Genomic DNA, 22,569 nt, shown 5'->3' with positions numbered 1-22,569 from the left:
ATGTGCGCGGCCCGTCCGGTTCAGAACTTCAGCATCAGCTTGATCAGCGCGGCGAACCGCTTGCCGTACGGCGGCGCGAGCAGGTTGCGCGCGTTCAGGCGCGCCTGCGTAAGCACGGGCTTCATCTTCGAGAACGTCACGAAGCCGTCGTAGCCGTGGTACGCGCCCATGCCGCTCGCGCCGACGCCGCCGAACGGCAGGCTGCCGCACGCAATGTGCATCAGCGTTTCGTTGACCGACACGCCACCCGAGATCGTTTCGTGCATCACGCGGTCGATCGTGCCGCCGTCCTCGTCGAACAGATAGAGCGCGAGCGGACGCGGGCGCGCATTCACGTATGCGATCGCCTCGTCGAGCCGCTCGTACGGCACGAGCGGCAGCAGCGGCCCGAAGATTTCCTCCTGCATCAGTTGCGACGCGGCCGGCACCTGCGTGATCGCGCACGGCACGAAGCGGCGCGACGCCGGGTCGGACTGCGCGTCGGACAGCGGGTGCAGTTGCGCGCCGGCCGCCTGCGCATCGCTCGCGAGTTGCTGCAGCCGCGCGTAATGGCGCGGCGACACGATCGTCGTGTAGTCGCCGTTGGCCGACAGGTCGGGATACATCTTCGCGAATCGTGCTCGCGCCCGCTCGATGAACGCGGCTTCCATGCCGCGCGGCAGCAACACGTAGTCGGGCGCGATGCAGGTCTGGCCCGCGTTCAGCGTCTTGCCCGCGACGATCGCGTCGACGGCCGCGTCGAAGCGTGCATTCGGTCCGACGATCGCCGGCGACTTGCCGCCGAGTTCGAGCGTGACGGGCGTGAGGTTGTCGGCGGCCGCGCGCATCACATGGCGGCCGACCTGCGTCGAGCCGGTGAACAGCAGATGATCGAACGGCAGCCCGCTGAACGCGGCGCCGACCTCCGCATCGCCGTTCACGACCGCGACGTGGTCGCGCGTGAAGGTCTTCGCGATCAATTGCTCGAACAGCGCCGACGTGCGCGGCGTCAGTTCGGACATCTTGACGATCGCGCGGTTGCCCGCCGCGAGCGCGCAGATCAGCGGGCCGGCCGCGAGCAGCACCGGGTAGTTCCATGGCACGACGATGCCGACCACGCCGAGCGGCTGCGGAATCACCTTCGCGCGCGCCGGGCGCAGCCACTTGTTCATCGGCTTGCGGATCGGCTTCATCCAGCGCTTGCCGTGCTTGAGCGCGTCGTCGATCTCTTCCTTCGCCATCCAGATTTCCGACAGCAGCACTTCCTGCTTCGCGCGATGGCCGAAATCGGCGCTGATCGCTTCGGCGAGCGCGTCCGCGTTGTCGATCAGCATCGTGCGCAGCGCGCGCAGGTGCTGCACACGCGTTTCCCATGCCGGGTACGGTGCGCGCAGGTAGGCCGCGCGCTGGTCGCGCAGCAGCGACGTCAGCGCGTTGGCCGACGGCAGTGCTTGCGGGGCCAGTTCGGGCAGGTCGTTCTTCATGTTGTCTCCTCCAGTTGGGCCTGGCTTGTCGGCCAGCCGTCACGCCGCACGCGAGCGCTCGGCGAGCGCGGCGACGCGGATCGGGGTGGTGCGCGTCGCGCGGCGCGGGGCCCGATGCGACGCATGCTCGAAAACCGGTTGCAGCGTGGGGCGGGCGTCGTATCCGCGCGACGGTATCCGCATCCGAAAATCGCACCGCGGCGTGTTCGCCTGCCGCGCGATACGACTGTTGCCGGGCGCGCGACGCTGCAGCGCGGGCGCTTGCCGGTGCAGCGAAGCGGGGCAGTGCAACGCGCACGCCAATGCGGGTCGCAGCGCATCGCGCCGCCGCGGCGGACAGCCGTCCAAACGGTCGGCGACCACGCGTGCCGTTCGATTTCGATCGGCCGCACGCATGTCGCCGCGGGTTCCCGCGCGGGTAGTCGTTTGAAATGAAATGCGGGCCGCGTGCGGTGCATCCGGACAACCCGGTCGACACACGGCCTGCAGAACCTGGCGCTGCATCGTCGTCTCTCCCGTTTCGCGACGGATCGGCTTCTCGTGGCCGGCGCGTCGCGCGAAGCGAATCGATACATCTTAAATTTAGTTCACGCGGGCGTTTAGAGGAATCGCTCTTGAATCCGCGCGCCGCGCGCATGTCGGCCATTCCTACAATGCCCGAACATTACAAGAGGGGACGCGGTCGCGCGGCGGTGCCGGGCGCCTTCCATGACACGACGGAGACGTGACATGCAATACGACTACATCATCGTCGGCGGCGGTTCGGGCGGCTCGAGCCTGGCAGGCCGTCTCGCCGATGCCTGCCCCGACGCGACGATCGCGCTGATCGAAGCCGGCTCGCATACGGAGCGCAACCTGCTCGTCAACATGCCGGTCGGCATCGCGGCGCTGGTGCCGTTCAAGCTCGGCACGAACTACGGCTACGAGACGGTGCCGCAGCCGGGCCTCGGCGGGCGGCGCGGCTACCAGCCGCGCGGGCGCGGGATGGGCGGCTCGAGCGCGATCAACGCGATGATCTATACGCGCGGCCACCCGGGCGACTACGACGAGTGGGCGCAGCTCGGCGCAACGGGCTGGGGCTGGCAGGACGTGCTGCCGTATTTCCGCCGCGCGGAAGGCAACGAGCGCGGCGCCGATGCGTGGCACGGTGCGGACGGCCCGCTGTCGGTGTCGGATCTGCGCTTTCGCAATCCGTTCTCCGAACGATTCATCCAGGCCGCGCACGCGGCCGGCTATCCGCTGAACGACGACTTCAACGGCGCGACGCAGGAAGGCGTCGGCTTCTACCAGGTCACGCACCGCGACGGTTCGCGCTGCAGCGTCGCGCGCGCTTACATCTATGGCCGCAACCGGCCGAACCTGCACGTGATCACCGACGCGACGGTGCTGCGCGTCGGCTTTGACGGCAAGCGCGCGGTCGGCGTCGCGATATCGCGCAACGGCCGCGTCGAGACGCTCGGCGCGCGCGCGGAAGTGATCCTGTCGGCCGGTGCGTTCAATTCGCCGCAACTGCTGATGTGCTCGGGGATCGGCCCGGCCGAGCAATTGCGCCGGCACGGGATCGCGGTCGTGCAGGATGCGCCGGATGTCGGCACGAACCTGATCGACCACATCGATTTCATCATCAACACGCGCGTGAATTCGTCTGAACTGGTCGGCGTGTGCCTGCGCGGGATCGCGAAGATGACACCCGCACTCGCGCGCTATTTCTCGAGCCGCACGGGGATGATGACGAGCAATGTCGCGGAGGCCGGCGGCTTCATCAAGAGCGATCCGTCGCTCGAGCGTCCCGACCTGCAACTGCATTTCTGCACGGCGCTCGTCGACGACCACAACCGCAAGATGCACTGGGGCTTCGGCTATTCGCTGCACGTATGCGCGCTGCGGCCGTTCAGCCGCGGCACGGTGGCGCTCGCGAGCGGCGATGCGCGCGACGCGCCGCTGATCGATCCGCGTTTCTTCAGCGATACGCGCGATCTCGACCTGCTCGTGCGCGGCACGCAGGCGATGCGCCGCATCCTGTCGCAGGCGCCGCTCGCATCGCAGGGCGGGCGCGAGCTGTACACGCGGGCGGACCAGAGCGAAGCCGAGCTGCGCGCGACGATCGTCGCGCATGCCGACACGATCTATCACCCGGTCGGCACGTGCCGGATGGGCTCCGATGCGCGCGCGGTCGTCGATCCGCAATTGCGCGTGCGCGGCGTCGAAGGGCTGCGCGTGGTGGATGCGTCGGTGATGCCGACGCTGGTCGGCGGGAACACGAATGCGCCGTCGGTGATGATCGGCGAACGCGCGGCGGACTTCATCGTCGCGGCGCGCAGGGGCGGCGTGCCGCGCGGCGAGGCGGCCGCGGCGGTGCACGGCCGCTGAGCGGCGCGCACCGGGCGGCGGCCGGCGCAAGCCCGTTATCAGCGGGAACAGGCCCTATGCAAACGTATCGACGAGGCCGGCGCGGCTCACGCTCGCGGCGGCCGGTGCGGATTGCGCAGCGTCGGCGGGTGCATCGACGGCTGACGATCCGCCGTGCCCGCGGCGCGGCGACTGGCCGCCGGCGAAGGTCTGTTGCGGGTTCTGCTGCTGCGACGCGAAGCCGCCGTCGCTGACGGTCGCGCTGCCGAGCCCGAGCCCGCCCGCTTCCATCGCTTCGCGCAGCTTCGGCAGCGCGGCTTCGACCGCGTCGCGCACCTGCGCATGCTGCGACACGAACAGCGCGTGCGCGTGGTTGTCCGCGACGCGCAGCACCACCTGCAGCGGCCCGAGATCGGGCGGGTTGAGCGTCAGCTCGGCGCTCTGCTGGTGCGCGTTCGACAGGAACACGACCTTCTGGCTCAGCGCGTCCGTCCAGTCGGCGGTGCCGACGTGCGGCGCGAGCACGTGCGTGTTGGCGGCGGCGATCGCGCTCGCCGCCGGCGACAACTGCAGGTTCGCCTGCGCCGCGGCCGCAGCCGATGCACCGGCCGCGAGCGTCGCGCTGGCGGCCGGGTCCGTTGCGTCGCTGGCGGCCGCGAGCGCATGCTGCGCGCCGGTCTGCGCGTTCGCGTCGGCCTGCAGCGCCTGCGCGGTGGCCTGCGTCGGCGCCTGCTGCGTGGCGAGCGCCCCTTTCGCGTCGGCGAGCGTGCGGTCGAACGTCGGCACCTTCGGCGTCAGCGGTGCGGCGGCGGTCGATGCAGAAGATGCAGACGATGCCGGTACCGATGTCGAAGCCGTCGTGCCGCTTGCGGGCGTCGCGATCGCGCCCGAGCCGCCGGTCAGCTTGGCGAGCGCCGCTTGCAGCGCGTCGCGGCTCGACGCCGGCGTGGCCGGCTGGGCGGCCGCATCCCCGGCCGCGTGGTCCGCCAGCGCGGCCGTCGCATCGGGCTGGCCGGACACGGCCGTCTTTTGCACGGTAGTGGCGGCGGCGGTAGCGGTAGCCGTAGCCGTAGCGATAGCGGCGGCATCGGCCGGCGTCGCATTGTCCGTGCGCGCCTGCAGTTGTGCCTGCACGGCCGCGGCGGCCGCGAGCGCGCCGGCGTCGGGGTTGGTGGTGGCGTTCGCGGCGTCGGTCGATTGATCGTCGTCGGTGCCGGACGGCTTCGTGCCGGCAGCCGGCTTCGACGAAGCCTGCGTCGTCGAAGCATCCGGCGTGGCGGGATTCGCCGCGTCGCGCCGCGTGGCGACGCTTTGCTTCAGCGTCTGCGCGAACGGCACGGCGGCCGTGGCGGTCGCGGCGTCGTTGCCGGCGGCGGTGCCGGACGAACCCGCGCCGCGGGCGGCCTTGAGTGCGGCGCCGGCGGTGTCGATCAGCGCGCCGAGCAGGGGCAGGGGAGGCATGGCGGTTCTCTCGTTCGAATGCGGTGGTCGGTTACGACGAGCGGGCCGCGTCGGCCCGCATGCGCAGGATCTTCGCGGCGTGTTCGTCGGCGTCGCGCTGTTCGCGCCGGGCGTCGAGCCGCGCTTCCTGCGCGACGCCGCGCGCCTGCAGGATTTCATACGAGCCGACGGTGCGTTTCTTCTGTTGCCAGTTCGGGCGTGCCTCGTCGATGCGGACTTCGGCCGCGGCCAGCACGTTGCGCTGCTGCGCGATCGCGGCGTCGAGCGTGTCGATGAACGCCTGGAAATTGCGCCAGTTGCCGGCCGGCATCCCGTGCTGCGCGGATTGCGCGAAGCGCGCGTGGTATTCGTCGCGATAGCGCAGCAGCGCATCGAGCTGCTCGGTAGCCGCGGTGCGGTCGCGCTGCGCGGTGCCGAGCTGCTTCGCGGCCGTGTCGAGGTCCTCCTGCGCGCGGTCGAGCAGCAGTTGAAGGGGAAAGCCGTGAGCCATCTTGATCAGCCTCCGTAAGCGTCGAACAGCGCATCGAGCCCGGCGAGGCTCGACGCGAACGGCGCGCATTCGCGAAAGCCCTGCTGCAGGAACGCCTCGATGCGCGGATAGAGCGCGATCGCGCGGTCGAGCTGCGCGTCGCGTCCGGGTGCGTACGCGCCGACCGCGATCAGGTCGCGATTGCGCTGGTAGCGCGACAGCATCTGCTTGAACTGCCGCACGTGGTCGAGATGCGTTTCGTCGATCAGCGCGGTCATCGCGCGGCTGATCGACGCCTCGATGTCGATTGCCGGATAGTGGCCGGCCTCGGCGAGCGTGCGCGACAGCACGATGTGGCCATCGAGGATCGCGCGCGCCGAATCGGCGATCGGGTCCTGCTGGTCGTCGCCTTCGGTCAGCACCGTGTAGAACGCGGTGATCGAGCCGCCGCCCTCCGGCCCGTTGCCGGTGCGTTCGACGAGCGCGGGCAGCTTCGCGAACACCGACGGCGGATAGCCCTTGGTCGCGGGCGGCTCGCCGATCGCCAGCGCGATCTCGCGCTGCGCCATCGCGTAGCGCGTCAGCGAATCCATCAGCAGCAGCACGTGCTTGCCCTGGTCGCGGAAATATTCGGCGAGCGACGTCGCGTAGGCCGCGCCCTGCATCCGCAGCAGCGGCGACACGTCGGCCGGCGCCGCAACGACGACCGAGCGCGCGAGCCCGTCCTCGCCGAGGATCTGTTCGATGAATTCCTTCACTTCGCGGCCGCGTTCGCCGATCAGCCCGATCACGATCACTTCCGCGCTCGTATAGCGCGCCATCGTGCCGAGCAGCACCGACTTGCCGACGCCGGAGCCCGCGAACAGGCCCATTCGCTGCCCGCGGCCGACGGTGAGCAGCGCGTTGATCGCGCGCACGCCGACGTCGAGCACGTGGTGGATCGGTTCGCGTTCGAGCGGGTTGATCGACGGCGCCGACAGCGGCGCATCGACCTTCGATGCGAGCGGGCCGAGGCCGTCGAGCGGGCGGCCCGACGCGTCGACGACGCGCCCGAGCATCTCCCAGCCGACCGGCAGCCGCTTCGCGCCCGCGAGCGGATCGGCGACGGGCGCGCTTTCGAGCGGCCACACGCGCGCGCCGGGCAGCACGCCGGCAACGTCGGTGGTCGGCATCAGGAACAGGCGGTCGCCGGCGAAGCCGACGACTTCCGCTTCCGCGTGCGGCAGCGTGCTGCCGGGCGGCAATTCGATCGTGCATTCGGCGCCGACCGACAGGCGCAGCCCGATCGCCTCGAGCACGAGGCCCGCCGCGCGCGTGAGGCGCCCGCACGGCCGCAGCGGCAGCGCGCGGTGGCTGCGGGCGGCGAGCCCGTTCAGGTGCGTGCGCCAGTGCGCGAGATGCGGATTGTGCGGCGCGCGCGGCGCGGCGTCGGGTGCGGCGGCCGTTGAAGCGGTCGCATGCGGTTTCGTGTCGTGTGCGGTGTCGTGCGCGCCAGCGGGGCCGAACGACGCGAGCGCGAGTTCGCGCTCGAGCGGCGTCATGCCGTCATGCGCGAGCGATTCGGGCGACCGCGTCACCACGTGCTCACCTTGCCGATCGCGGCGGCGACGCGCTGCCAGCGCGTGGGCAGCGTCGCGTCGACCTCGCCGGTCGCGGCGTGCGCGCGGCAGCCGCCGCGCTCGATTGATGCGTCGGTGCGCACGTTCCAGCCGAGCGTATCGAGATCGTCCTGCAGATAGGCTTCGACGACGGGCAGGTCGGCCGGATTCACCGCGAGATGCGGCGCGCCGGACAGCGCGGGTTCGGCCGCGAGCACGTCGCGCACGGCCGCGACGAGCGCGGCCGGGTCGTGCTTCACGTGCTGGCGCACGACCTGCTGCGCGATATCGAGCGCGAGTTGCGCGATGTCGGAGGCGAGGTCGTGCTCGGCGCTCGACACGGCCTCGCGGAACGACGCGGCGAGCGCCGCGAGCTGCGCGGCCTGTTCGCGCGCATCGGCCTGGCCGGCCTCGAAGCCCTGTTCGCGGCCCTGTTCGAAACCGGCCCGGTAGCCGAGCGCCTGGCCTTCGACGTGGCCGGCCGCATGGCCTTCGGCGTGCGCGGCATCGCGCACGCGCTGCAGTTCCTCGGCGAGCGCGGCGGCGGCCGCTGCCGCGTCGTCGGGCGGCGGCGGGGGCGGCGGCGGGTCGAACGACGCCATCTCCCACCGCTGGTAGGCGGTGAGGGTGCCCGCGCGATCGCTCGCCGAATCAGACATACGCGTCTTCCGCCTTGCCGCCGATCGCGATCTGGCCGCTCTCGGCGAGGTTGCGCACGATCTGCAGGATGCGGCGCTGCTGCGTCTCGACATCGGACACGCGCACCGGGCCGCGCGCGTCGAGATCCTCGGCGAGCAGTTCGGCCGCGCGCTGCGACATGTTCGCGAGGAACTTCTGGCGCAGCGCGGGCGGCGCGCCCTTCAGCGCGATGATCAGCGTTTCCGATTCGACTTCCTTCAGCACCATCTGGATCGCGCGATCCTCGAGGTCGAGCAGGTTCTCGAACACGAACATCTGGTCGATGATCTTCTGCGCGAGATCGGCGTCGTACTGGCGCACGCTTTCGAGCACGCCTTCCTCATGCACGCTCGTCATGAAGTTCAGGATCTCGGCCGCGGTGCGGATGCCGCCCATCGGGCTGCGCTTCAGGTTGTCGCTGCCGGACAGCAGGCCGGTCAGCACGTCATCGAGCTCGCGCAGCGCGGCCGGCTGGATGCCGTCGAGCGTCGCGATCCGCAGCAGCACGTCGTTGCGCAGCCGCTCGGTGAAGCACGACGCGATCTCGGACGCCTGGTCGCGGTCGAGGTGCACGAGGATCGTCGCGATGATCTGCGGATGCTCGTTCTTGATCAGTTCGGCCACCGCGCCCGAGTCCATCCACTTCAGGCCCTCGATGCCGCTCGTGTCGCTGCCCTGCAGGATGCGGTCGATCAGCACGCCGGCCTTGTCCTCGCCGAGCGCCTTGGTCAGCACCGAGCGGATGTATTCGCTCGAATCGAGCGACAGCGCGGTGTGCTCCTCGGCTTCCTTCACGAAGTCCTGCAGCACGCTCTCGACCTGCTCGCGCGTGACGTTCTTCAGCGCGGCCATCGCGGCGCCGATCTTCTGCACCTCGCGCGGCGCGAGGAACTTGAATACCTCAGCGGCCTCTTCCTCGCCGATCGACATCAGCAGCAGCGCGCTCTTGGTCAAGCCTTCAGCGTTCATCGGACACCCAGTTCTTCACGACGGTGGCGACGATCTTCGGATCCTGGCGGGCGATCGTGCGCGCGTAGTCGAGGTTGCGTTCGTAGCGGTTCTTCTCGGATTCGAAGCCGAGCAGCAGCGGATCGGGCTCGTCGTCGGCCTTGACCGGCGCCGGCAGGCCGTCGAGCACGACCGGATCTTCCGGCGCCGCGAGCGCCGGCGCGGCCGGCTCGGGCGGCGGGAACGCACGGCGCATGGCCGGGCGCACGAACATGAAGTAGAGCGCCGCCGCGGCCGCCGCGATGCCGAGCCACTTCGCGGCTTCCTTCGCCATCGCGATCATGTCGGGCTGGCGCCACCACGGCAGGTCGGCGTACGGATCGCTCGCGGTCGAGAACGCGCTGTTCACGACGTTCACCGAGTCGCCGCGCTTCTCGTCGTAGCCCATCGCGTCCTTCACGAGCTGCTCGACCTGCGCGAGCTTCGCGGGCGGCAGCGGCTGCATCGTCACGTGGCCCTTCGCGTCGGCGATCGGCTGGTAGTTGACGACGACCGCGACCGACAGCCGCTTCACGCTGCCCATCGGCTGTTCGAGATGGCGGATCGTCTTGTCGAGCTCGTAGTTGGTCGTCTGGTCCTTGCGGTCGCTGACCGGCGTCGTCTGCGGCGCGTTCTGGCCGTTGCCGGCGACGATCGGCGCGGAAGCCGGCTGCGGCGGCGTGTTCGACAGCGCGCCAGGCACGCCCGACGCGCCGCCCTGCGCGAGCTCGGTTGCGCTGCTGGTCTGCTGGCTGCGGATCGCGGCCTGCTGCGGCACGCCGTTCGGGCCGTAGCTTTCCGACGTCTGTTCGATCTTCGAGAAATCGAGGTCCGCGCTGACCTGCGAGCGCGCATTGCCGGCGCCGAAGATCGGCGCGAGGATCGCGTCGATGCGCTTCTGCGTGTTGTGCTCGACCTGCTGCACGTACTTGAGCTGGCTCGCGTCGAGGCCGGACGCCGACGCCGACTGGGTCAGCAGGTTGCCGTCCTGGTCGACGATCGTCACGTTCTTCGCGGGCATGTCGGGCACGCCGGACGACACCATCCGAGTGATCGCCTGGACCTGGCCCTCGTCGAGCACGCGGCCCGGGTAGAGGTCGACGAACACCGACGCGCTCGGCGCTTCCTTGTCGCGCACGAATACCGACGGTTTCGGGATCGCGAGATGCACGCGCGCGCCGCGCACGGCGTTGATCGATTCGATGGTGCGCTGCAGTTCGCCTTCGAGCGCGCGCTGGTAGTTGATCTGTTCGGCGAACTGGCTGATGCCGAATTTCTGGTTGTCCATCAGCTCGAAGCCGACCGAGCCGCCCTTCGGCAGGCCCATCGCGGCGAGCTTCAGGCGCGTTTCATGTACCTGGCTCGACGGCACGAGGATCGCGCCGCCGGCATCGGCGAACTTGTAGGGAACGTTTGCCTGCTGGAGCGCGGTGATGATCGCGCCGCCGTCGCGGTCCGACAGGTTGCTGTACAGCACGCGGTAGTCGGGCGTCCGGCTCCACAGCACGAGCGCGGTAATCGCGGCGATCGCGAGCGCGGCGGCGATCAGGAACGGCAGCTTCGGGTTGCCCTTCATCCGCGAGATGCCGGGAATGCGCTCCGCGAAGCCGCCGAGCCCGAAGTCCGCGCCGGCGACGCCCGCGCCCGGCAACGCGGCGGCCGCGGCGGCGCCGGGCGCCGGGCTGGCGAGGCCCGCGCGGGCGTCGGGGTTGATCAGCGAGTTGGCCTGCGAATCCATGCGTCGAGTTTCTCCGGAGCGGGACGACTGAGCTCGCTCGGGCGAGCGGGCGGACAATGACACGATGCGATTATCGTGATCCGGGCCGTACTCCGATCGACCGAAAAGAGCGGGGTTTCCCCCGTACTTTCTCGGCTTTGCCGCGCGGCGCGCTGCTATCCTTTTTTGCGATCCGGCATGGTGCGCGTGGTGCGGCGCCGACGGAAACGCCCGGTGCGTCCGGGTCTCTTCTCTTATGGTCTGGGGACAGCATGGCTGCGAACGTCAGCGGAATCGGTTCGGTGTTGCAACAGATGCAGTCGATGGCCGCGCAGGCGTCGGGCGGCGTCGCGAGCCCGACGGCGGCGCTTGCCGGCTCGGGCGCGGCGACGGCCGGCACGTTCGCGAGCGCGATGAAGGCGTCGCTCGACAAGATCAGCGGCGACCAGCAGCACGCGCTCGGCGAGGCGCAGGCGTTCGAGGTCGGCGCGCCGAACGTGTCGCTGAACGACGTGATGGTCGACATGCAGAAAGCCAACGTCGGCTTCCAGTTCGGGCTTCAGGTTCGCAACAAGTTGGTGAGCGCTTACAACGACATCATGCAGATGTCGGTGTGACGGGACGGCCATCCGGGGGCGGGCATCCGGGGACGCCCATCCGGCGACGCCCCTCCGCCCTTGCCGGACGGGGCCGGCGGGCCGGCATCCCGCGCCCGGCGGCGGCCCCGCGCGCCTAAAGCTTTTCAATTCCCTTCCGATAACTCCGGAGAAGGCCGCGTCGTGCGATGCACGGCGGCGGCTCCCGTATAGCCAAGGCATGACAAGGAGATGCGCATGTTTTCCCCAGGACACGCTGGAGCCAGTGCATACGCGCGTGTCGGCGTCGAGACAGGGGTGATGGGCGCCTCCCCGCACCGGCTGATCGCGATGCTGTACCAGGGCGCGCGGCAGGCGATCGCGCTGGCGCGCATGCATCTGCAGCAGGGCAACGTGTCCGCGCGCGGCGAAGCGATCGGCAAGGCGATCCGGATCGTCGAGAGCGGCCTGCAGGCGTCGCTGAACCGCGACGCGGGCGGCGAGATCGCGGGCCGGCTCGACGCGCTGTATGCGTATATCGGCCGGCGCCTGCTGGAAGCGAACGCACAGGCGAGCGACGCGATGCTGGTCGAGGTCGACGGGCTGCTCGCAACGCTTGAGGAAGCATGGACGGGCATCGCCCCGGAAGTCGCGCGGATGGCCGCGCAACAGGCAGTGGAAGCAGCACGATGAATCTCAAGGCCGAATACTTCGAACGTTACGAGGCACTCGCAGCCGTGTCGGGCCGGATGCTGTGCGCCGCGCGCGACGCCGACTGGGCCGCGTTGCCGGGGTTGCAGGCCGAATTCATGCAACTCGTCGACGGGCTGAAGGAAGCGGATCCGGGCGTCGCGCTCGACGAATCGGATCTCGGCCGCAAGCTGGACCTGATTCGCCGCATCCTGGCCGACGACGCCGCGATCCGCGATCTCGCGAGCCCGGACGTCGCGCGGCTGTCCGCGCTGTTCGAGGCGCGGCGCTCGACCAAGGTATTGACCGATCTCTACCGCGCGCGCGGGTAGGGCCCGCTTTTCGGGAGACGGGCGCGGGGCGCCCGTGCCCGTTACCGCACGCGGCACGCGCGCCGTTCCCGCGGGCGGCACCGGCGTGCCGCTCCCGGATTCGCAACGATGTGGCTGAGGTGAGCAGGCTCCGATCATGACCGGTATCGATTCCGTTGCGGCCGCGCTGCTGGCGAGCCGCCTCGACAGCCTGCTGACCGGCACCGTATCGGCGCCCGCCGGCGGCGGCGCGACCTCGCAGGTCGGCACGCCGGGCACCGGCGCGTCGTCCTCGCCTCCGGCAGGCGGCCCGCCCGCCGCGCCGCAAGCCTCCACGCAGACCGCGCTGTCCGACGTCGGGCGCGTGCTCGACGCGATCTCGCGCGCGGGCGGCGACGCGACGCCCGCGATCGCCGGGCGCGCACCGCTGCTGGCCGATCCCGCCGTGCTGCTGACCGATACGGCCGTACCGGCGCGTGCGCCGGCCGCGTCCGATCCGGCGGCGGCGTCTTCCACGCCTTCTTCCGCTGCGGTGTCGTCCGCCGCGGCGGCGCACGAAACGGCCGCGCCGCTGCCGGTCGCGGCGTTGCGTGCGGCGCTCGCCCAAGCCGTGAGCGAGAGCGGCCTCTTCTACGAATCCCATCTGGCGCAGTGGCTGGCCGGCCAGCGTCCGCTCGCGGCACTGATGCGCGAGCCGCAGGCGCGCCTGACGGCCGAGCTTGCGCCGGCCGACCCGGATGTCGCGCAGCCCGGCTCGACCGACGTGCTCGACGAACTGCTCGCGCAGCGCCCGCCGCTGCCGGCGACCGCGCGGGCGACTGCGCAGGCGGGCGCACCGGCCCAGAGCGGCGCACCCGCTCGCGACTTCGCGCAGGCGTTGCCGGCGGCCGCCCGGCAGGGCGCGTCGTTGCCGCCGGATACCGCCGATCCGCTCGGCGCGCACGCCGACCCGCGCTGGACGCCGGCGCGTGCCGGGCTGGCCGCCGCGTCGTCCGACCCGCAGGCGCAGCCGCTCGCTCCCGTGCACCCGGCCGCCGTGCCGCTCGTCAGGCAACAGCTCGACGCGCTCGCGACCGACCAGTTCCGCTGGACCGGCGAGGCGTGGCCCGGCGCGCGGCTCGACTGGACGATCGAACCCGACGATCCGGGCAGCCGCGCACCGCGCGGCGGCGACGACGCGGGCGACGGCATTGCATGGCGCACGCGCCTGACGCTGACGTTGCCGTCGCTCGGTACGGTCGACGCGGAGCTGGTGCTGAACGGCGCGCAGCTCGTCGCGCGGCTGCGTGCGAACCAGACGGGCGCCGACCGCCTCACGCGGCATGAGGCCGCGTTGCGGCAGCGGCTCGAGGGATCGGGGCTGCGGGTGGGCGGGCTGTCGATCCGCGCGGTCGACGACGGGCCGGACGGCTTCGACCTGTTTGCCGCACAGGCGGCGGCCGCCGCGTATGCGCGCGGTGCGGCCGGCGGGCCGGACACGCGCGTACCGGGCGACGACGACGAGGTGCCGCAATGAGCATGTCGTCCCGCAAGCGCGCGGCCGCGCTCGTCTACGACCCGAAAGGCGGCGATGCGGCGCCGCGCGTGGTCGCGAAGGGCTACGGCGTGCTCGCGGAGATGATCGTCGCGCGCGCGCACGATGCGGGGCTGTATGTGCATACCGCGCCGGAGATGGTGTCGCTGCTGATGCAGGTCGACCTCGACGACCGGATTCCGCCGCAGCTCTACCAGGCCGTCGCGGACCTGCTCGCATGGCTGTACGCGCTCGATCGCACCGAACCCGGGCCGGACGCCGCCGCACCGCGCTTTCCGCTGCCGCCGCTGCGCTGAACGGCGCGTCATCGCGCCGTTTCTTGCGAAACGCTGTCTCGGCCTTGCGGGGTTATTCTTCCGGCATTTGTCGCCTATCGAGCGATATTTCGATGCAACATGCGCGCTTCGTCGGCATTTCTTCGCTCGTCGAGCGCGCTGCTGCGTAGCCGGCCCGATTGAGCCGGAATTCGATTTATGTAATGATATCCATTCTCATTTTCATGTTGCCCGGGCGGCGCGCGATCTCTGCGCGCCGCCCGTTGTTTTGAACGAATGGATACTTTCGCGTGAACGCGCCCGAAACGATCGACTCTCCCAAGGCGGGTATGCCGCGCGCGGGCGTCACCGTGCTGCATCCGGCGGCCCGCCCGCTGACCGACGACGAACTGGCCGCGCGCCGCCAGCGCTCGCGTCGCGCGACCTTCATCAAGTGGCTGCGCAAGGTGCACGGCTGGGTCGGGCTGTGGGGCGCAGTGCTCGGCCTGCTGTTCGGCGTGACGGGCGTGGTGCTGAACCACCGCGCGCCGCCGCTGAAGATTTCGACCGGCGAGCCGCAGGTCGAGCAGATGCAGATCGCGCTGCCCGATCCGGTGCCGAAGACGCCTGCCGCGATGACGAAATGGCTGCAGCAGGAACTGCATTTCGACGGCCGGCCCGGCCGCATTCGCAAGGATCCCGCGCAAGCCGTCGCATGGGGCGACCAGCGCGTGATGCAGCCCGAGCACTGGCAGTTCGGCCTGTACGGCCCGCACCGGAACCTGCAGGCGGAATACTGGGTCGGCAATGGCTATGTGTCGGTGAAGCGCACGGACAACACGTTCCTGACGACGCTGAACAACCTGCATCGCGGCGTCGGGATGAACCTCGGCTGGGTGCTGCTGATGGATACGATCGCGGGCTCGCTGATCCTGCTGTCGCTGACGGGCGTGCTGCTGTGGACCGAGCTGAACAAGCGCCGCACGGTCGGCGTCGTGCTGGTGGTGGGTTCGGTCGCCGCGGCGCTCGCGGCCGGCCTGACCTGATCGGCACGAGCCGCTTCGTCCGCGCATCCGGCGCGGCCGAAGCGGCTCGCCGGTGTGAATCAGAGGCCGCAGGCCGCGCCGCTGTTCGCCGCGATTTCTCGCGCGGCCTTTGCGCCCTCGACCTGCAGGATCGTCGGCAGCGACACGTTGTTCTTCGCGGCGGTGATCTCGGCGAGGATCGAGATCGCGATTTCCGGCGGCGTCCGGCTGCCGATGTAGATGCCGGCCGGCCCGTGCAGCCGGCCCAGTTCCGCTTCGTTCAGGTCGAATTCGCGCAGCCGCTCGCGCCGCGCCGCGTTGTTGCGCCGCGAGCCGAGCGCACCCACGTAGAACGCGGGCGTCTTCAGCGCCTCCATCAGCGCGAGATCGTCGAGCTTCGGATCGTGCGTGAGCGCGATCACGGCCGAACGCGCATCGAGTTTCATGTCGAGCACCGTATCGTCGGGCATCGTGCGCACGACGCGCGTGCCCGGCACGTCCCACGCATCCGTGTATTCCTCGCGCGGGTCGCACACCGTCACCTGGTAGTCGAGCCCGACCGCGATCTGGCACAGATAGCGCGACAACTGGCCCGCGCCGATCACGAGCATCCGGTAGCGCGGCCCGTGGATCGTCACGAGCCGTTCGCCGTCGAACGCGAGCCCGTCGGCCGCCTGCGCGGGCGACAGCGACGCGCGGCCGGTCGCGAGCGTCATCGTGCGCGTGACGAGGCGGCCGGCCTCGACTTCAGCGCACAGCGCGGCAATCCCGCTGTCGCGCGTGAGCGGCTCCAGCACGAGCTGGATCGTGCCGCCGCACGGCAGCCCGAAGCGGTGCGCTTCCTCGGCCGTCACGCCGTACTTGAGCGCTTCCGGGCGCGCGTCGGCCGCGATCCCGCTCGCGTGCACGCGGGCGATCAGGTCGTCCTCGATGCAGCCGCCGGACACGGAGCCGACCACGAGCCCGTCCTCGCGCACCGCGAGCATCGCGCCTTCGGGGCGCGGCGACGAGCCCCACGTCTTCACGACCGTCACGAGCAGCACGCGGCGCCCTTCTTCGAGCCAGCGCGCGCTGGATTTCAGTACATCGAGATCGACGCTTTCCATCATCTTTTTCCTGTTGCCGGGCAGCCCGCCGGTCCGGGCCGTCGTTCGATGGCGGGATTATGAACCGCCCGGCGTGCGCGTGCAGGCAGCGTGCGATTCATGCGGGCAAATCCGGAGGATCGGGCAAGAGATCGCGACGATCGGACACGATCGCGCGCGGGAACGGCGCGGCGGCGCGTGTCCGGCGGCGGCTGATTCGGCGGGGAAGGGGCGTGCCGCACGAGGCCGGTTACGGCCCGGCGCGGTGTCGCACCGCTGCGCGCGGCGTGCGCGCGCAGCGGCGGAGGTCAGTGCGCGTCGTGGTGACCGTGCGCGAGCTTCGAGTGGTGACGCGAGTACAGGAAGTAGATCACGAGGCCGATCGCGAGCCAGATGCCGAACGCGGCCCACGTGACGGGCTGCAGGTTCAGCATCAGGAACAGGCACGATGCGACCGCGAGGATCGGCACCACGGGCACGCCCGGGCAGCGGAACGCGCGCGGCAGGTCGGGGTGCGTGCGGCGCAGCACGAGCACTGCGATCGACACCATCGAGAATGCCGCGAGCGTGCCGATGTTGATCAGCTCGGCGAGCACGTTGAGCGGCACGAGCGCGGCGATCAGCCCGAAGAACAGGCCGACGAGCCAGGTCGTCAGGAACGGCGTCGCATAGCGCGGATGCACGCGCGACAGCGTCGCCGGCAGCAGCCCGTCGCGCGACATCGCGAAGATCACGCGGGTCTGGCCGTAGCTCATCACGAGGATCACGGTCAGCATGCCGAGCACGGCGCCGAGATCGATGAAGCCCGCGACCCAGTTTTCGCCGGCGGCCTGCAGCGCGTACGAGATCGGGTGCGAGATGTTCGCGTACTGCGCCGACGGCACGATGCCGGTCGCGACCGCGGCGACCGTCACGTACAGCACCGCGCACACCGCGAGCGACGCGATGATGCCGATCGGCAGGTCGCGTTTCGGGTTCTTCACTTCCTCGGCCGCCGACGACACCGCGTCGAAGCCGATGAACGCGAAGAACATCACGGCCGCCGCGCCGAACACGCCGTTCCAGCCGTGCGGCATGAACGGCTTCCAGTTCGCGGGCGTCACGTGGAACAGGCCGACCGCGATCACGAGCAGCACGACCGACACCTTGATGAACACCATGATGTTGTTGATGCGGGTCGACTCGCGGATGCCGATCGACAGCAGCGTCGTGATCACGAGCATCACGAGGAACGCGGGCAGGTTGAACCACGTGACGACGCCCGGCACCGCGCCGGGTGCCGCCGTCAGCACGGTCGGCAGCGACAGCCCGAAGCCCTGCAGCAGCGACTGCAGGTAGCCCGACCAGCCGACCGACACGGCCGATGCCGCGAGGCCGTACTCGAGCATCAGGTCCCAGCCGATGATCCATGCGGCGAGTTCGCCGAGCGTCGCGTACGAATACGTGTAGATCGAGCCGGCGACGGGGATCGTCGACGCGAATTCCGCGTACGACAGCGCCGCGAGGCCGCATGCGATCGCGGCGATCACGAACGACAGCATCAGTGCCGGGCCGGCCTGCACGGCGCCGGTGCCGGTCAGCACGAAGATGCCGGTGCCGATGATCGCGCCGATGCCGAGGAAGGTGAGGTCGATCGCGCCGAGCGCTTTCTTGAGCCCGGCGGCGTGCGCGCCGGCGATCATGCGATCGACGTTTTTCTTGCGGAAGAGGGACATTGCGGATGAATTGCCAGCGCGCGCGAGCGCGGCGGCGCTGACTGAGTGAAAACCGGCAATTTTAGCCGATTTGGCGGACAAGGCCCGCTGCGGCGCAGCGGCGCGCCGCGGAATCGCCCGATAAAACAAGCGCTTGCGCTTGATGCGGGCGGCGGTTGAGCGCGACGCGGCGTGCGCCGCGCCGTTGCATCGTACGAATCCGATGTATCGGGCGAATCCGTTGAATCAGGCGCCGGCCGTGGGCGCCATGTCGACGAGCCGGTTGCTCATCACGTAGAACGTGAGCTCCGCGTTGTTCGACAGCCGCATCTTCTCGAGCAGCCGCGACCGGTACACGCTCACCGTCTTCACGGACAGCGACAGCGTGTTCGCGATGTCGGTGAGCCGCTTGCCCGACGCGAGCATGCAGAGCGTCTGGTATTCGCGGTCGGACAGCTTCTCGTGCGGCAGCGGCTCGTTCTCGAACGACACGTATTCGGCGAGCGCCTCGGCCATCGCGGGGCTCACGTACTTGCGGCCGGCCGCGACCTGCTGGATCGCGCCGATCATCTGCGCGGCGTTGACCGTCTTCGACAGGTAGCCGGCGGCGCCGGCCTTCAGCGCGCGTACCGCGTACTGATCCTCGCGGTACATCGAGAACATCAGCACCGGCGTGCGCGACAGCTTGCGCTTGAGGCGCTTGAGCACCTCGATGCCGTTCGTGTCCGGCAGCGAGATGTCGAGCAGGATCACGTCGAATTCCTGCCGGTCGACGGCCGCCATCGCGTCGCCGCCGGTCTCGGCCTCGGTGACGTCGCGCGCGATGCCGCGGTCGATCAGCAACTGGCGGACCCCTTGCCGGACGATCGCGTGATCGTCCACGAGCAGGATGTTCAGGCTCATGACGACCTCACGAACGCGACGCGCGGCGTGCCGCGACGGGCATCGCGAGCAGCGAATCCCACGCGAAGCGCGCGGTGACGCGCGTGCCGTGGCCGGTTTCCGGCGTGGCCGTGTCGAAGCTGCCGCCGAACGCTTCGCAGCGTGCGCGCATGCCGGCGAGGCCGTAGCCGGTGCGGCGGCGTCGGGCGAAACCGGTGCCATCGTCGGCGACGATCAGCGACAGATGCGTGCCGTCGGTAACGATCCGCACGTCGACCGACGTCGCCCGTGCGTGCTTCGCGACGTTCGACAGCGCTTCCTGCGCGACGCGGAACACCGCGAGCGCGCCGGCGCCGGCGATCTGCGTCAGGCGCGCGTCGGCCGCGCATACGAAGCTGGTGCGCAGGCCGGTGCGCGTCGCATGGCTGTCGACCCACGACGACAGCGCGCCGACCATGCCCGCGTCGAGCGCCGGCGTGTCGCGTTCGTCGATCAGCCGGCGATTCGCGTCGGTCGCGGCGTCGAGCGCCTGCTGGGCGAGCTCCAGCGCGCGCGCGCAGCCGTCCGGCGCATCGGCCGGCAGCCACGTTTGAACGTTTGCCAGCGCGAAACGCGCGGCGGTGAGTTCGGCGCCGAGCCCGTCATGCAGCTCGCCGGCCAGATGGCGGCGCGCGGCTTCGTCGGCGGCAAGCAGCTGGGCGGACAGCGCCGCGATGCGCGTGGCGCACGCGTCGCGTATCGACGCGGCTTCGGCAATGGGCGGAGTAGCGGCGCAGCCCTGTACGAGCTGCCGCGACGGGAACGGGGCGTGGGCGCCTGAGGGCGCGTTAAGCAACGTATCCATGACTCTCCCTGCTGTCAGAAAGCGGTTCAGACACCGGCTGGCTGCGTGGAACGGTTGCCGTTTCGATCACGGTCGTCGCCAGGGAATCGCCCCATGCCGAAGTAACAAAAGTTACGTTTTGTAACACTTGCATCCGACCCTTCAACGCTCATCCGAACGGCAACCACGCGCGCCGAATAATATCTCAAAAATTCCGAAAAGGTCATGTCGGGCGGACATTTCAGGGTAAATGTGAATAATCGGAATGAAGCTGTTGTAGGAAAAACACTGACACCCAAGCACCGGGCGATGACGTATCCAAATGTAACTATTTGAGATGAGATGGTCCCAGTTTGTTACGAATTCGCCAAGTGGGGACGAAAAAAAACCGGAGCTTTTGCTCCGGTTTTTTGATGCGGCACAAATTTCGGGGCGGATCAGTCCACGAATGCGCGCTCGATCACGTAGTGGCCCGGTGCGCTGTTCTTGCCTTCGACGAGGCCGGCCTGCTTCAGCAGGTCGGTCGTGTCCTTCAGCATCGCGGTGCTGCCGCACAGCATCACGCGGTCGTTTTCCGGCGAGAACGGCGGGACGTCGAGATCCGTGAACAGCTTGCCCGTCGCGATCAGGTCGGTGATCCGGCCTTCGTTGTCGAACGCTTCGCGCGTGACCGTCGGGTAGTAGACGAGCTTTTCCTTGATGATGTCGCCCAGGTACTCGTGGCCCGGCAGGTCGTGCTTGATGTAGTCCATGTACGCGAGCTCGCCCTTCAGGCGGCACGTGTGCGTGAGGATCACCTTGTCGAAGCGGTCGTAGATGTCCGGATCGCGGATGATCGACATGAACGGCGCGAGGCCCGTGCCCGTCGACAGCATCCACAGCGTCTTGCCCGGCAGCAGGTTGTCGGCGACCAGCGTGCCCGTCGGCTTCTTGCCGATCAGCACCGTGTCGCCCACCTTCAGGTGCTGCAGGCGCGACGTCAGCGGGCCGTTCTGCACCTTGATGCTGAAGAATTCGAGGTGCTCTTCGTAGTTCGGGCTGACGATCGAGTAGGCACGCGCGAGCGGCTTGCCGTCGACCTCGAGGCCGACCATCGTGAATTCGCCGTTGTTGAAGCGCAGGCTCGCCTCACGGGTGCAGGTGAAGCTGAAAAGCGTGTCGGTCCAGTGGTGGACGGATTGGACGGTGGCGGTGTCGTATTTGCTCATGGCTTTGAAAACGGACGCGCGTGGCGAACGCGTGTAACGGGCCCAAAAACGGGCAAAAAAACCGAGTGCGACGGCCCGATCGCGGATCGGCCGGCCGGCGCGTCGGACACGCGCCTTCTCGATGACAGACGATTGACGAACTGGTTATTTTACCCTGTTGGCGCTGATCGCGGGCTTGACCCGCGTGGCTGCGCGGATTTGGCGCAACGAATTCTTTCAACTAACTTTCGTTGATCGGCCGCGAATTTCGCGCCGAGGCCGACGAGCGCCACGCCGCACGGCGCGTCGAGCGGGCGCCGCACGCGCCGGTAGCCGCGCTTGCGGCGGATGGCGCTCGGGTCGTTATTGCGGATCGAGGCGCAGGCGCGCGATGTACGGCAGGTGGTCCGACAGCCACGCGGCCTCGCCGGACGGCGCGCGCCATTCGAGCGGCGTCAGGCCGCGCACGAACATCTTGTCGAGCGCGAGCGCCGGCGAGAACGCGGGGAACGTGCGGCCCGATTCGCCGAGCAGCGTCGCGACCTCGGACATCCCGATCTCGCCGAACAGCGCGACCGAATCGTTGCGCCAGTCGTTGAAGTCGCCGGCGAGCATCAGCGGGCCGTCGCCCGCGTTGCGCACGATCCAGTGCGCGATCCAGTGCATCTGGCGCAGCCGCGCGGCGCGCGTGAGCGCGAGGTGCGCGCACAGCAGCGTGACCGGGCGCGCACCCGCGAGCGTCGCGCGCGCGACGAGCAGCCCGCGCCGTTCGAAGCGGTGCGCGGAGATGTCCCAGCGGCCGCCGAGATCGAGCGGATGCGGCGACAGGATCGCGTTGCCGTGCCGCCACGACGGCTTGAACACGTTCGGCCCGAGCGCGATCTGCCAGTCGAGCGCATGCGCGATCTCGGTGGCCTGGCAGTGCCACACGTCGTCGACCGCGTCGTCCATCGGCGCGCCGAAGCCGGGTGCGAGCATGGGGCGCGGCATGCGGCGCGCCATCGCTTCCTGCAGGAAATACACGTCGGCGTGCGTCGACTGCATCCAGTTGCGCATCGCATTCCACGCGGTGAAGCCGAGCGGCGAGCGGCCCTTGTGCAGGTTCCAGCTGACCGCGGTGATTTCGTCGGGTGCGGCGTGCGGTTCGGCGAACGGCAGGGACAGGGCGTCGGCGGACATGATGCTCAGTCCTTCGCGACGTGCGCGCGCACGCGGTACACGAGGTGGGGATGCTGCTCGACGAGCGTCCAGTCGGTCCATGCGTCGCTGCCGACCGACAGGCCGGGGTGGCTTGCGACGATCTGCCGCGGCGACGCGGGTACGCACGGATCGCCGCGCGTCGCGTTTTCGTCGTCGAGCGTTTCCTGCACGTCGAGCGCGAGCGACACCGTGTTCGCGCCGGTGTCGACGGTGAGCGGCGCGACCGTCACCGAGCGCGAGCGCTCGGTCGGCACGACGCGCGCGGCATTGCCGCAGCCGACCGGCACGGCGGACGGATAACGGTGGGTATCGGTGCGGGTCTGACCCACGGTGGTGCGCTGCTGGAACGTGTCGATCGTCTGACCGTCGCGCACTACCTGGATCTCCCATGCGACGGAGGCTGGTGCGGGGCTCTGCGCATGGGCGGCGAGCGCGACGCTCGCGAGCAGGACGGCCAGGCCGTGTTTCAGCATGAAACGTCTCCGGAAACGCGGGATAGCGGGGAACGGACGCACATCTTACGCCCGATCGATTTCGATCGTGATGTGACAGGACGCGCCGCGACAGGTTCGCCGCGCAATACGGTC

22 protein-coding genes and 1 pseudogene are annotated in these 22,569 nt (G+C 69.7%); 7 read left to right on the top strand and 16 right to left on the bottom strand.

Annotated features, from left to right (window positions below; genetic code table 11):
* Window positions 1-20: 20 nt before the first annotated feature.
* Both BT264_RS11095 and BT264_RS39155 read right to left on the bottom strand, forming a co-directional pair.
* Entirely contained in the window at window positions 21-1,463 is a 1,443-nt protein-coding gene (locus BT264_RS11095; RefSeq protein ID WP_072437581.1) for a coniferyl aldehyde dehydrogenase, read from the bottom strand.
* 39 nt (window positions 1,464-1,502) lie between these two features.
* The gene (locus tag BT264_RS39155) at window positions 1,503-1,826 is read right to left on the bottom strand and encodes a hypothetical protein (RefSeq protein WP_177318354.1); all 324 of its coding nucleotides are present in this window, start codon (window positions 1,824-1,826) and stop codon (window positions 1,503-1,505) included.
* Window positions 1,827-2,192: 366 nt separating this feature from the next.
* On the opposite strand from BT264_RS39155, the gene BT264_RS11080 reads away from it, so the two are divergent.
* Window positions 2,193-3,833 carry a GMC family oxidoreductase gene (locus BT264_RS11080; RefSeq protein ID WP_072437580.1) on the top strand — a complete coding sequence of 547 codons (1,641 nt, stop codon included), beginning with the start codon at window positions 2,193-2,195 and terminating at the stop codon, window positions 3,831-3,833.
* Between the two features lie 54 nt (window positions 3,834-3,887).
* Here the strand turns inward: BT264_RS11080 and BT264_RS11075 are convergent, their stop codons facing one another.
* From BT264_RS11075 to fliF, 6 genes are read right to left on the bottom strand one after another with little or no spacing between them, the layout of a single operon-like run.
* Window positions 3,888-5,273: a flagellar hook-length control protein FliK gene (locus BT264_RS11075; RefSeq protein WP_072437579.1), complete on the bottom strand. Its 1,386-nt coding sequence runs from the start codon at window positions 5,271-5,273 to the stop codon at window positions 3,888-3,890.
* 31 nt (window positions 5,274-5,304) lie between these two features.
* Complete coding sequence (fliJ, locus tag BT264_RS11070) at window positions 5,305-5,763, bottom strand: flagellar export protein FliJ (RefSeq protein ID WP_072437578.1); 459 nt, start codon at window positions 5,761-5,763, stop codon at window positions 5,305-5,307.
* Between the two features lie 5 nt (window positions 5,764-5,768).
* Complete coding sequence (gene fliI / locus BT264_RS11065; RefSeq protein ID WP_072437577.1) at window positions 5,769-7,322, bottom strand: flagellar protein export ATPase FliI; 1,554 nt, start codon at window positions 7,320-7,322, stop codon at window positions 5,769-5,771.
* Window positions 7,316-7,999: a flagellar assembly protein FliH gene (fliH, locus tag BT264_RS11060; RefSeq protein ID WP_072437576.1), complete on the bottom strand. Its 684-nt coding sequence runs from the start codon at window positions 7,997-7,999 to the stop codon at window positions 7,316-7,318. Before fliH ends, fliI begins: the two co-directional genes overlap by 7 nt.
* Window positions 7,992-8,987: a flagellar motor switch protein FliG gene (gene fliG / locus BT264_RS11055; protein WP_072437575.1), complete on the bottom strand. Its 996-nt coding sequence runs from the start codon at window positions 8,985-8,987 to the stop codon at window positions 7,992-7,994. Before fliG ends, fliH begins: the two co-directional genes overlap by 8 nt.
* On the bottom strand, window positions 8,977-10,743 hold the full coding sequence (gene fliF, locus BT264_RS11050; protein WP_072437574.1) for a flagellar basal-body MS-ring/collar protein FliF: 1,767 nt from the start codon (window positions 10,741-10,743) through the stop codon (window positions 8,977-8,979). Before fliF ends, fliG begins: the two co-directional genes overlap by 11 nt.
* 251 nt (window positions 10,744-10,994) lie before the next feature.
* On the opposite strand from fliF, the gene fliE reads away from it, so the two are divergent.
* The 6 genes from fliE to BT264_RS11015 all read left to right on the top strand — a co-directional run bounded on the left by fliE (window position 10,995) and on the right by BT264_RS11015 (window position 15,132).
* Complete coding sequence (gene fliE / locus BT264_RS11040) at window positions 10,995-11,339, top strand: flagellar hook-basal body complex protein FliE (protein WP_072437573.1); 345 nt, start codon at window positions 10,995-10,997, stop codon at window positions 11,337-11,339.
* Window positions 11,340-11,555: 216 nt separating this feature from the next.
* A complete protein-coding gene (gene fliS, locus BT264_RS11035; RefSeq protein WP_034179304.1) occupies window positions 11,556-11,990 on the top strand; it encodes a flagellar export chaperone FliS in 435 nt (144 codons plus the stop codon).
* The gene (locus BT264_RS11030; RefSeq protein ID WP_072437572.1) at window positions 11,987-12,319 is read left to right on the top strand and encodes a flagellar protein FliT; all 333 of its coding nucleotides are present in this window, start codon (window positions 11,987-11,989) and stop codon (window positions 12,317-12,319) included. The genes fliS and BT264_RS11030 overlap by 4 nt, the downstream gene beginning before the upstream one ends.
* A 136-nt stretch (window positions 12,320-12,455) precedes the next feature.
* The gene (locus BT264_RS11025) at window positions 12,456-13,814 is read left to right on the top strand and encodes a flagellar hook-length control protein FliK (RefSeq protein WP_072437571.1); all 1,359 of its coding nucleotides are present in this window, start codon (window positions 12,456-12,458) and stop codon (window positions 13,812-13,814) included.
* Window positions 13,811-14,128, top strand: a complete 318-nt coding sequence (locus BT264_RS11020) for an EscU/YscU/HrcU family type III secretion system export apparatus switch protein (RefSeq protein ID WP_034179301.1) — start codon at window positions 13,811-13,813, stop codon at window positions 14,126-14,128. The genes BT264_RS11025 and BT264_RS11020 overlap by 4 nt, the downstream gene beginning before the upstream one ends.
* Window positions 14,129-14,397: 269 nt before the next feature.
* On the top strand, window positions 14,398-15,132 hold the full coding sequence (locus tag BT264_RS11015) for a PepSY-associated TM helix domain-containing protein (protein ID WP_072437570.1): 735 nt from the start codon (window positions 14,398-14,400) through the stop codon (window positions 15,130-15,132).
* A 59-nt stretch (window positions 15,133-15,191) separates the two neighbouring features.
* On the opposite strand, the gene BT264_RS11010 is transcribed toward BT264_RS11015, so the two are convergent.
* The 8 genes and pseudogenes from BT264_RS11010 to BT264_RS10975 form a co-directional block, all read right to left on the bottom strand.
* Window positions 15,192-16,217: an XdhC family protein gene (locus BT264_RS11010; protein ID WP_034179299.1), complete on the bottom strand. Its 1,026-nt coding sequence runs from the start codon at window positions 16,215-16,217 to the stop codon at window positions 15,192-15,194.
* Window positions 16,218-16,504: 287 nt separating this feature from the next.
* Window positions 16,505-17,911 carry a branched-chain amino acid transporter BcaP gene (locus BT264_RS11005; RefSeq protein ID WP_072437569.1) on the bottom strand — a complete coding sequence of 469 codons (1,407 nt, stop codon included), beginning with the start codon at window positions 17,909-17,911 and terminating at the stop codon, window positions 16,505-16,507.
* 225 nt (window positions 17,912-18,136) lie between these two features.
* Window positions 18,137-18,793 carry a response regulator transcription factor RqpR gene (gene rqpR, locus BT264_RS11000; RefSeq protein WP_072437568.1) on the bottom strand — a complete coding sequence of 219 codons (657 nt, stop codon included), beginning with the start codon at window positions 18,791-18,793 and terminating at the stop codon, window positions 18,137-18,139.
* A 7-nt stretch (window positions 18,794-18,800) separates the two neighbouring features.
* Window positions 18,801-19,616: a quorum system sensor histidine kinase RqpS gene (rqpS, locus tag BT264_RS10995; RefSeq protein WP_072437567.1), complete on the bottom strand. Its 816-nt coding sequence runs from the start codon at window positions 19,614-19,616 to the stop codon at window positions 18,801-18,803.
* Window positions 19,617-20,032: 416 nt separating this feature from the next.
* Window positions 20,033-20,803, bottom strand: coding sequence for a ferredoxin--NADP reductase (locus tag BT264_RS10990; protein WP_034179295.1), 771 nt, complete (start codon window positions 20,801-20,803; stop codon window positions 20,033-20,035).
* Window positions 20,804-21,033: 230 nt separating this feature from the next.
* Window positions 21,034-21,129 (bottom strand): annotated as a pseudogene (locus BT264_RS40465) (LysE family translocator); the annotation flags it as partial.
* Window positions 21,130-21,145: 16 nt separating this feature from the next.
* Window positions 21,146-21,961, bottom strand: a complete 816-nt coding sequence (locus BT264_RS10980; protein WP_072437566.1) for an endonuclease/exonuclease/phosphatase family protein — start codon at window positions 21,959-21,961, stop codon at window positions 21,146-21,148.
* Window positions 21,962-21,966: 5 nt separating this feature from the next.
* Window positions 21,967-22,455 (bottom strand): hypothetical protein, encoded by a 489-nt coding sequence (locus BT264_RS10975; protein ID WP_072437565.1) that lies wholly within the window; start codon window positions 22,453-22,455, stop codon window positions 21,967-21,969.
* Window positions 22,456-22,569: the final 114 nt, after the last annotated feature.

The organism is Burkholderia sp. NFPP32, from assembly GCF_900119325.1.
Lineage (GTDB): Bacteria > Pseudomonadota > Gammaproteobacteria > Burkholderiales > Burkholderiaceae > Burkholderia > Burkholderia pyrrocinia_C.
This window is presented reverse-complemented; position numbering and strand designations above follow the sequence as displayed.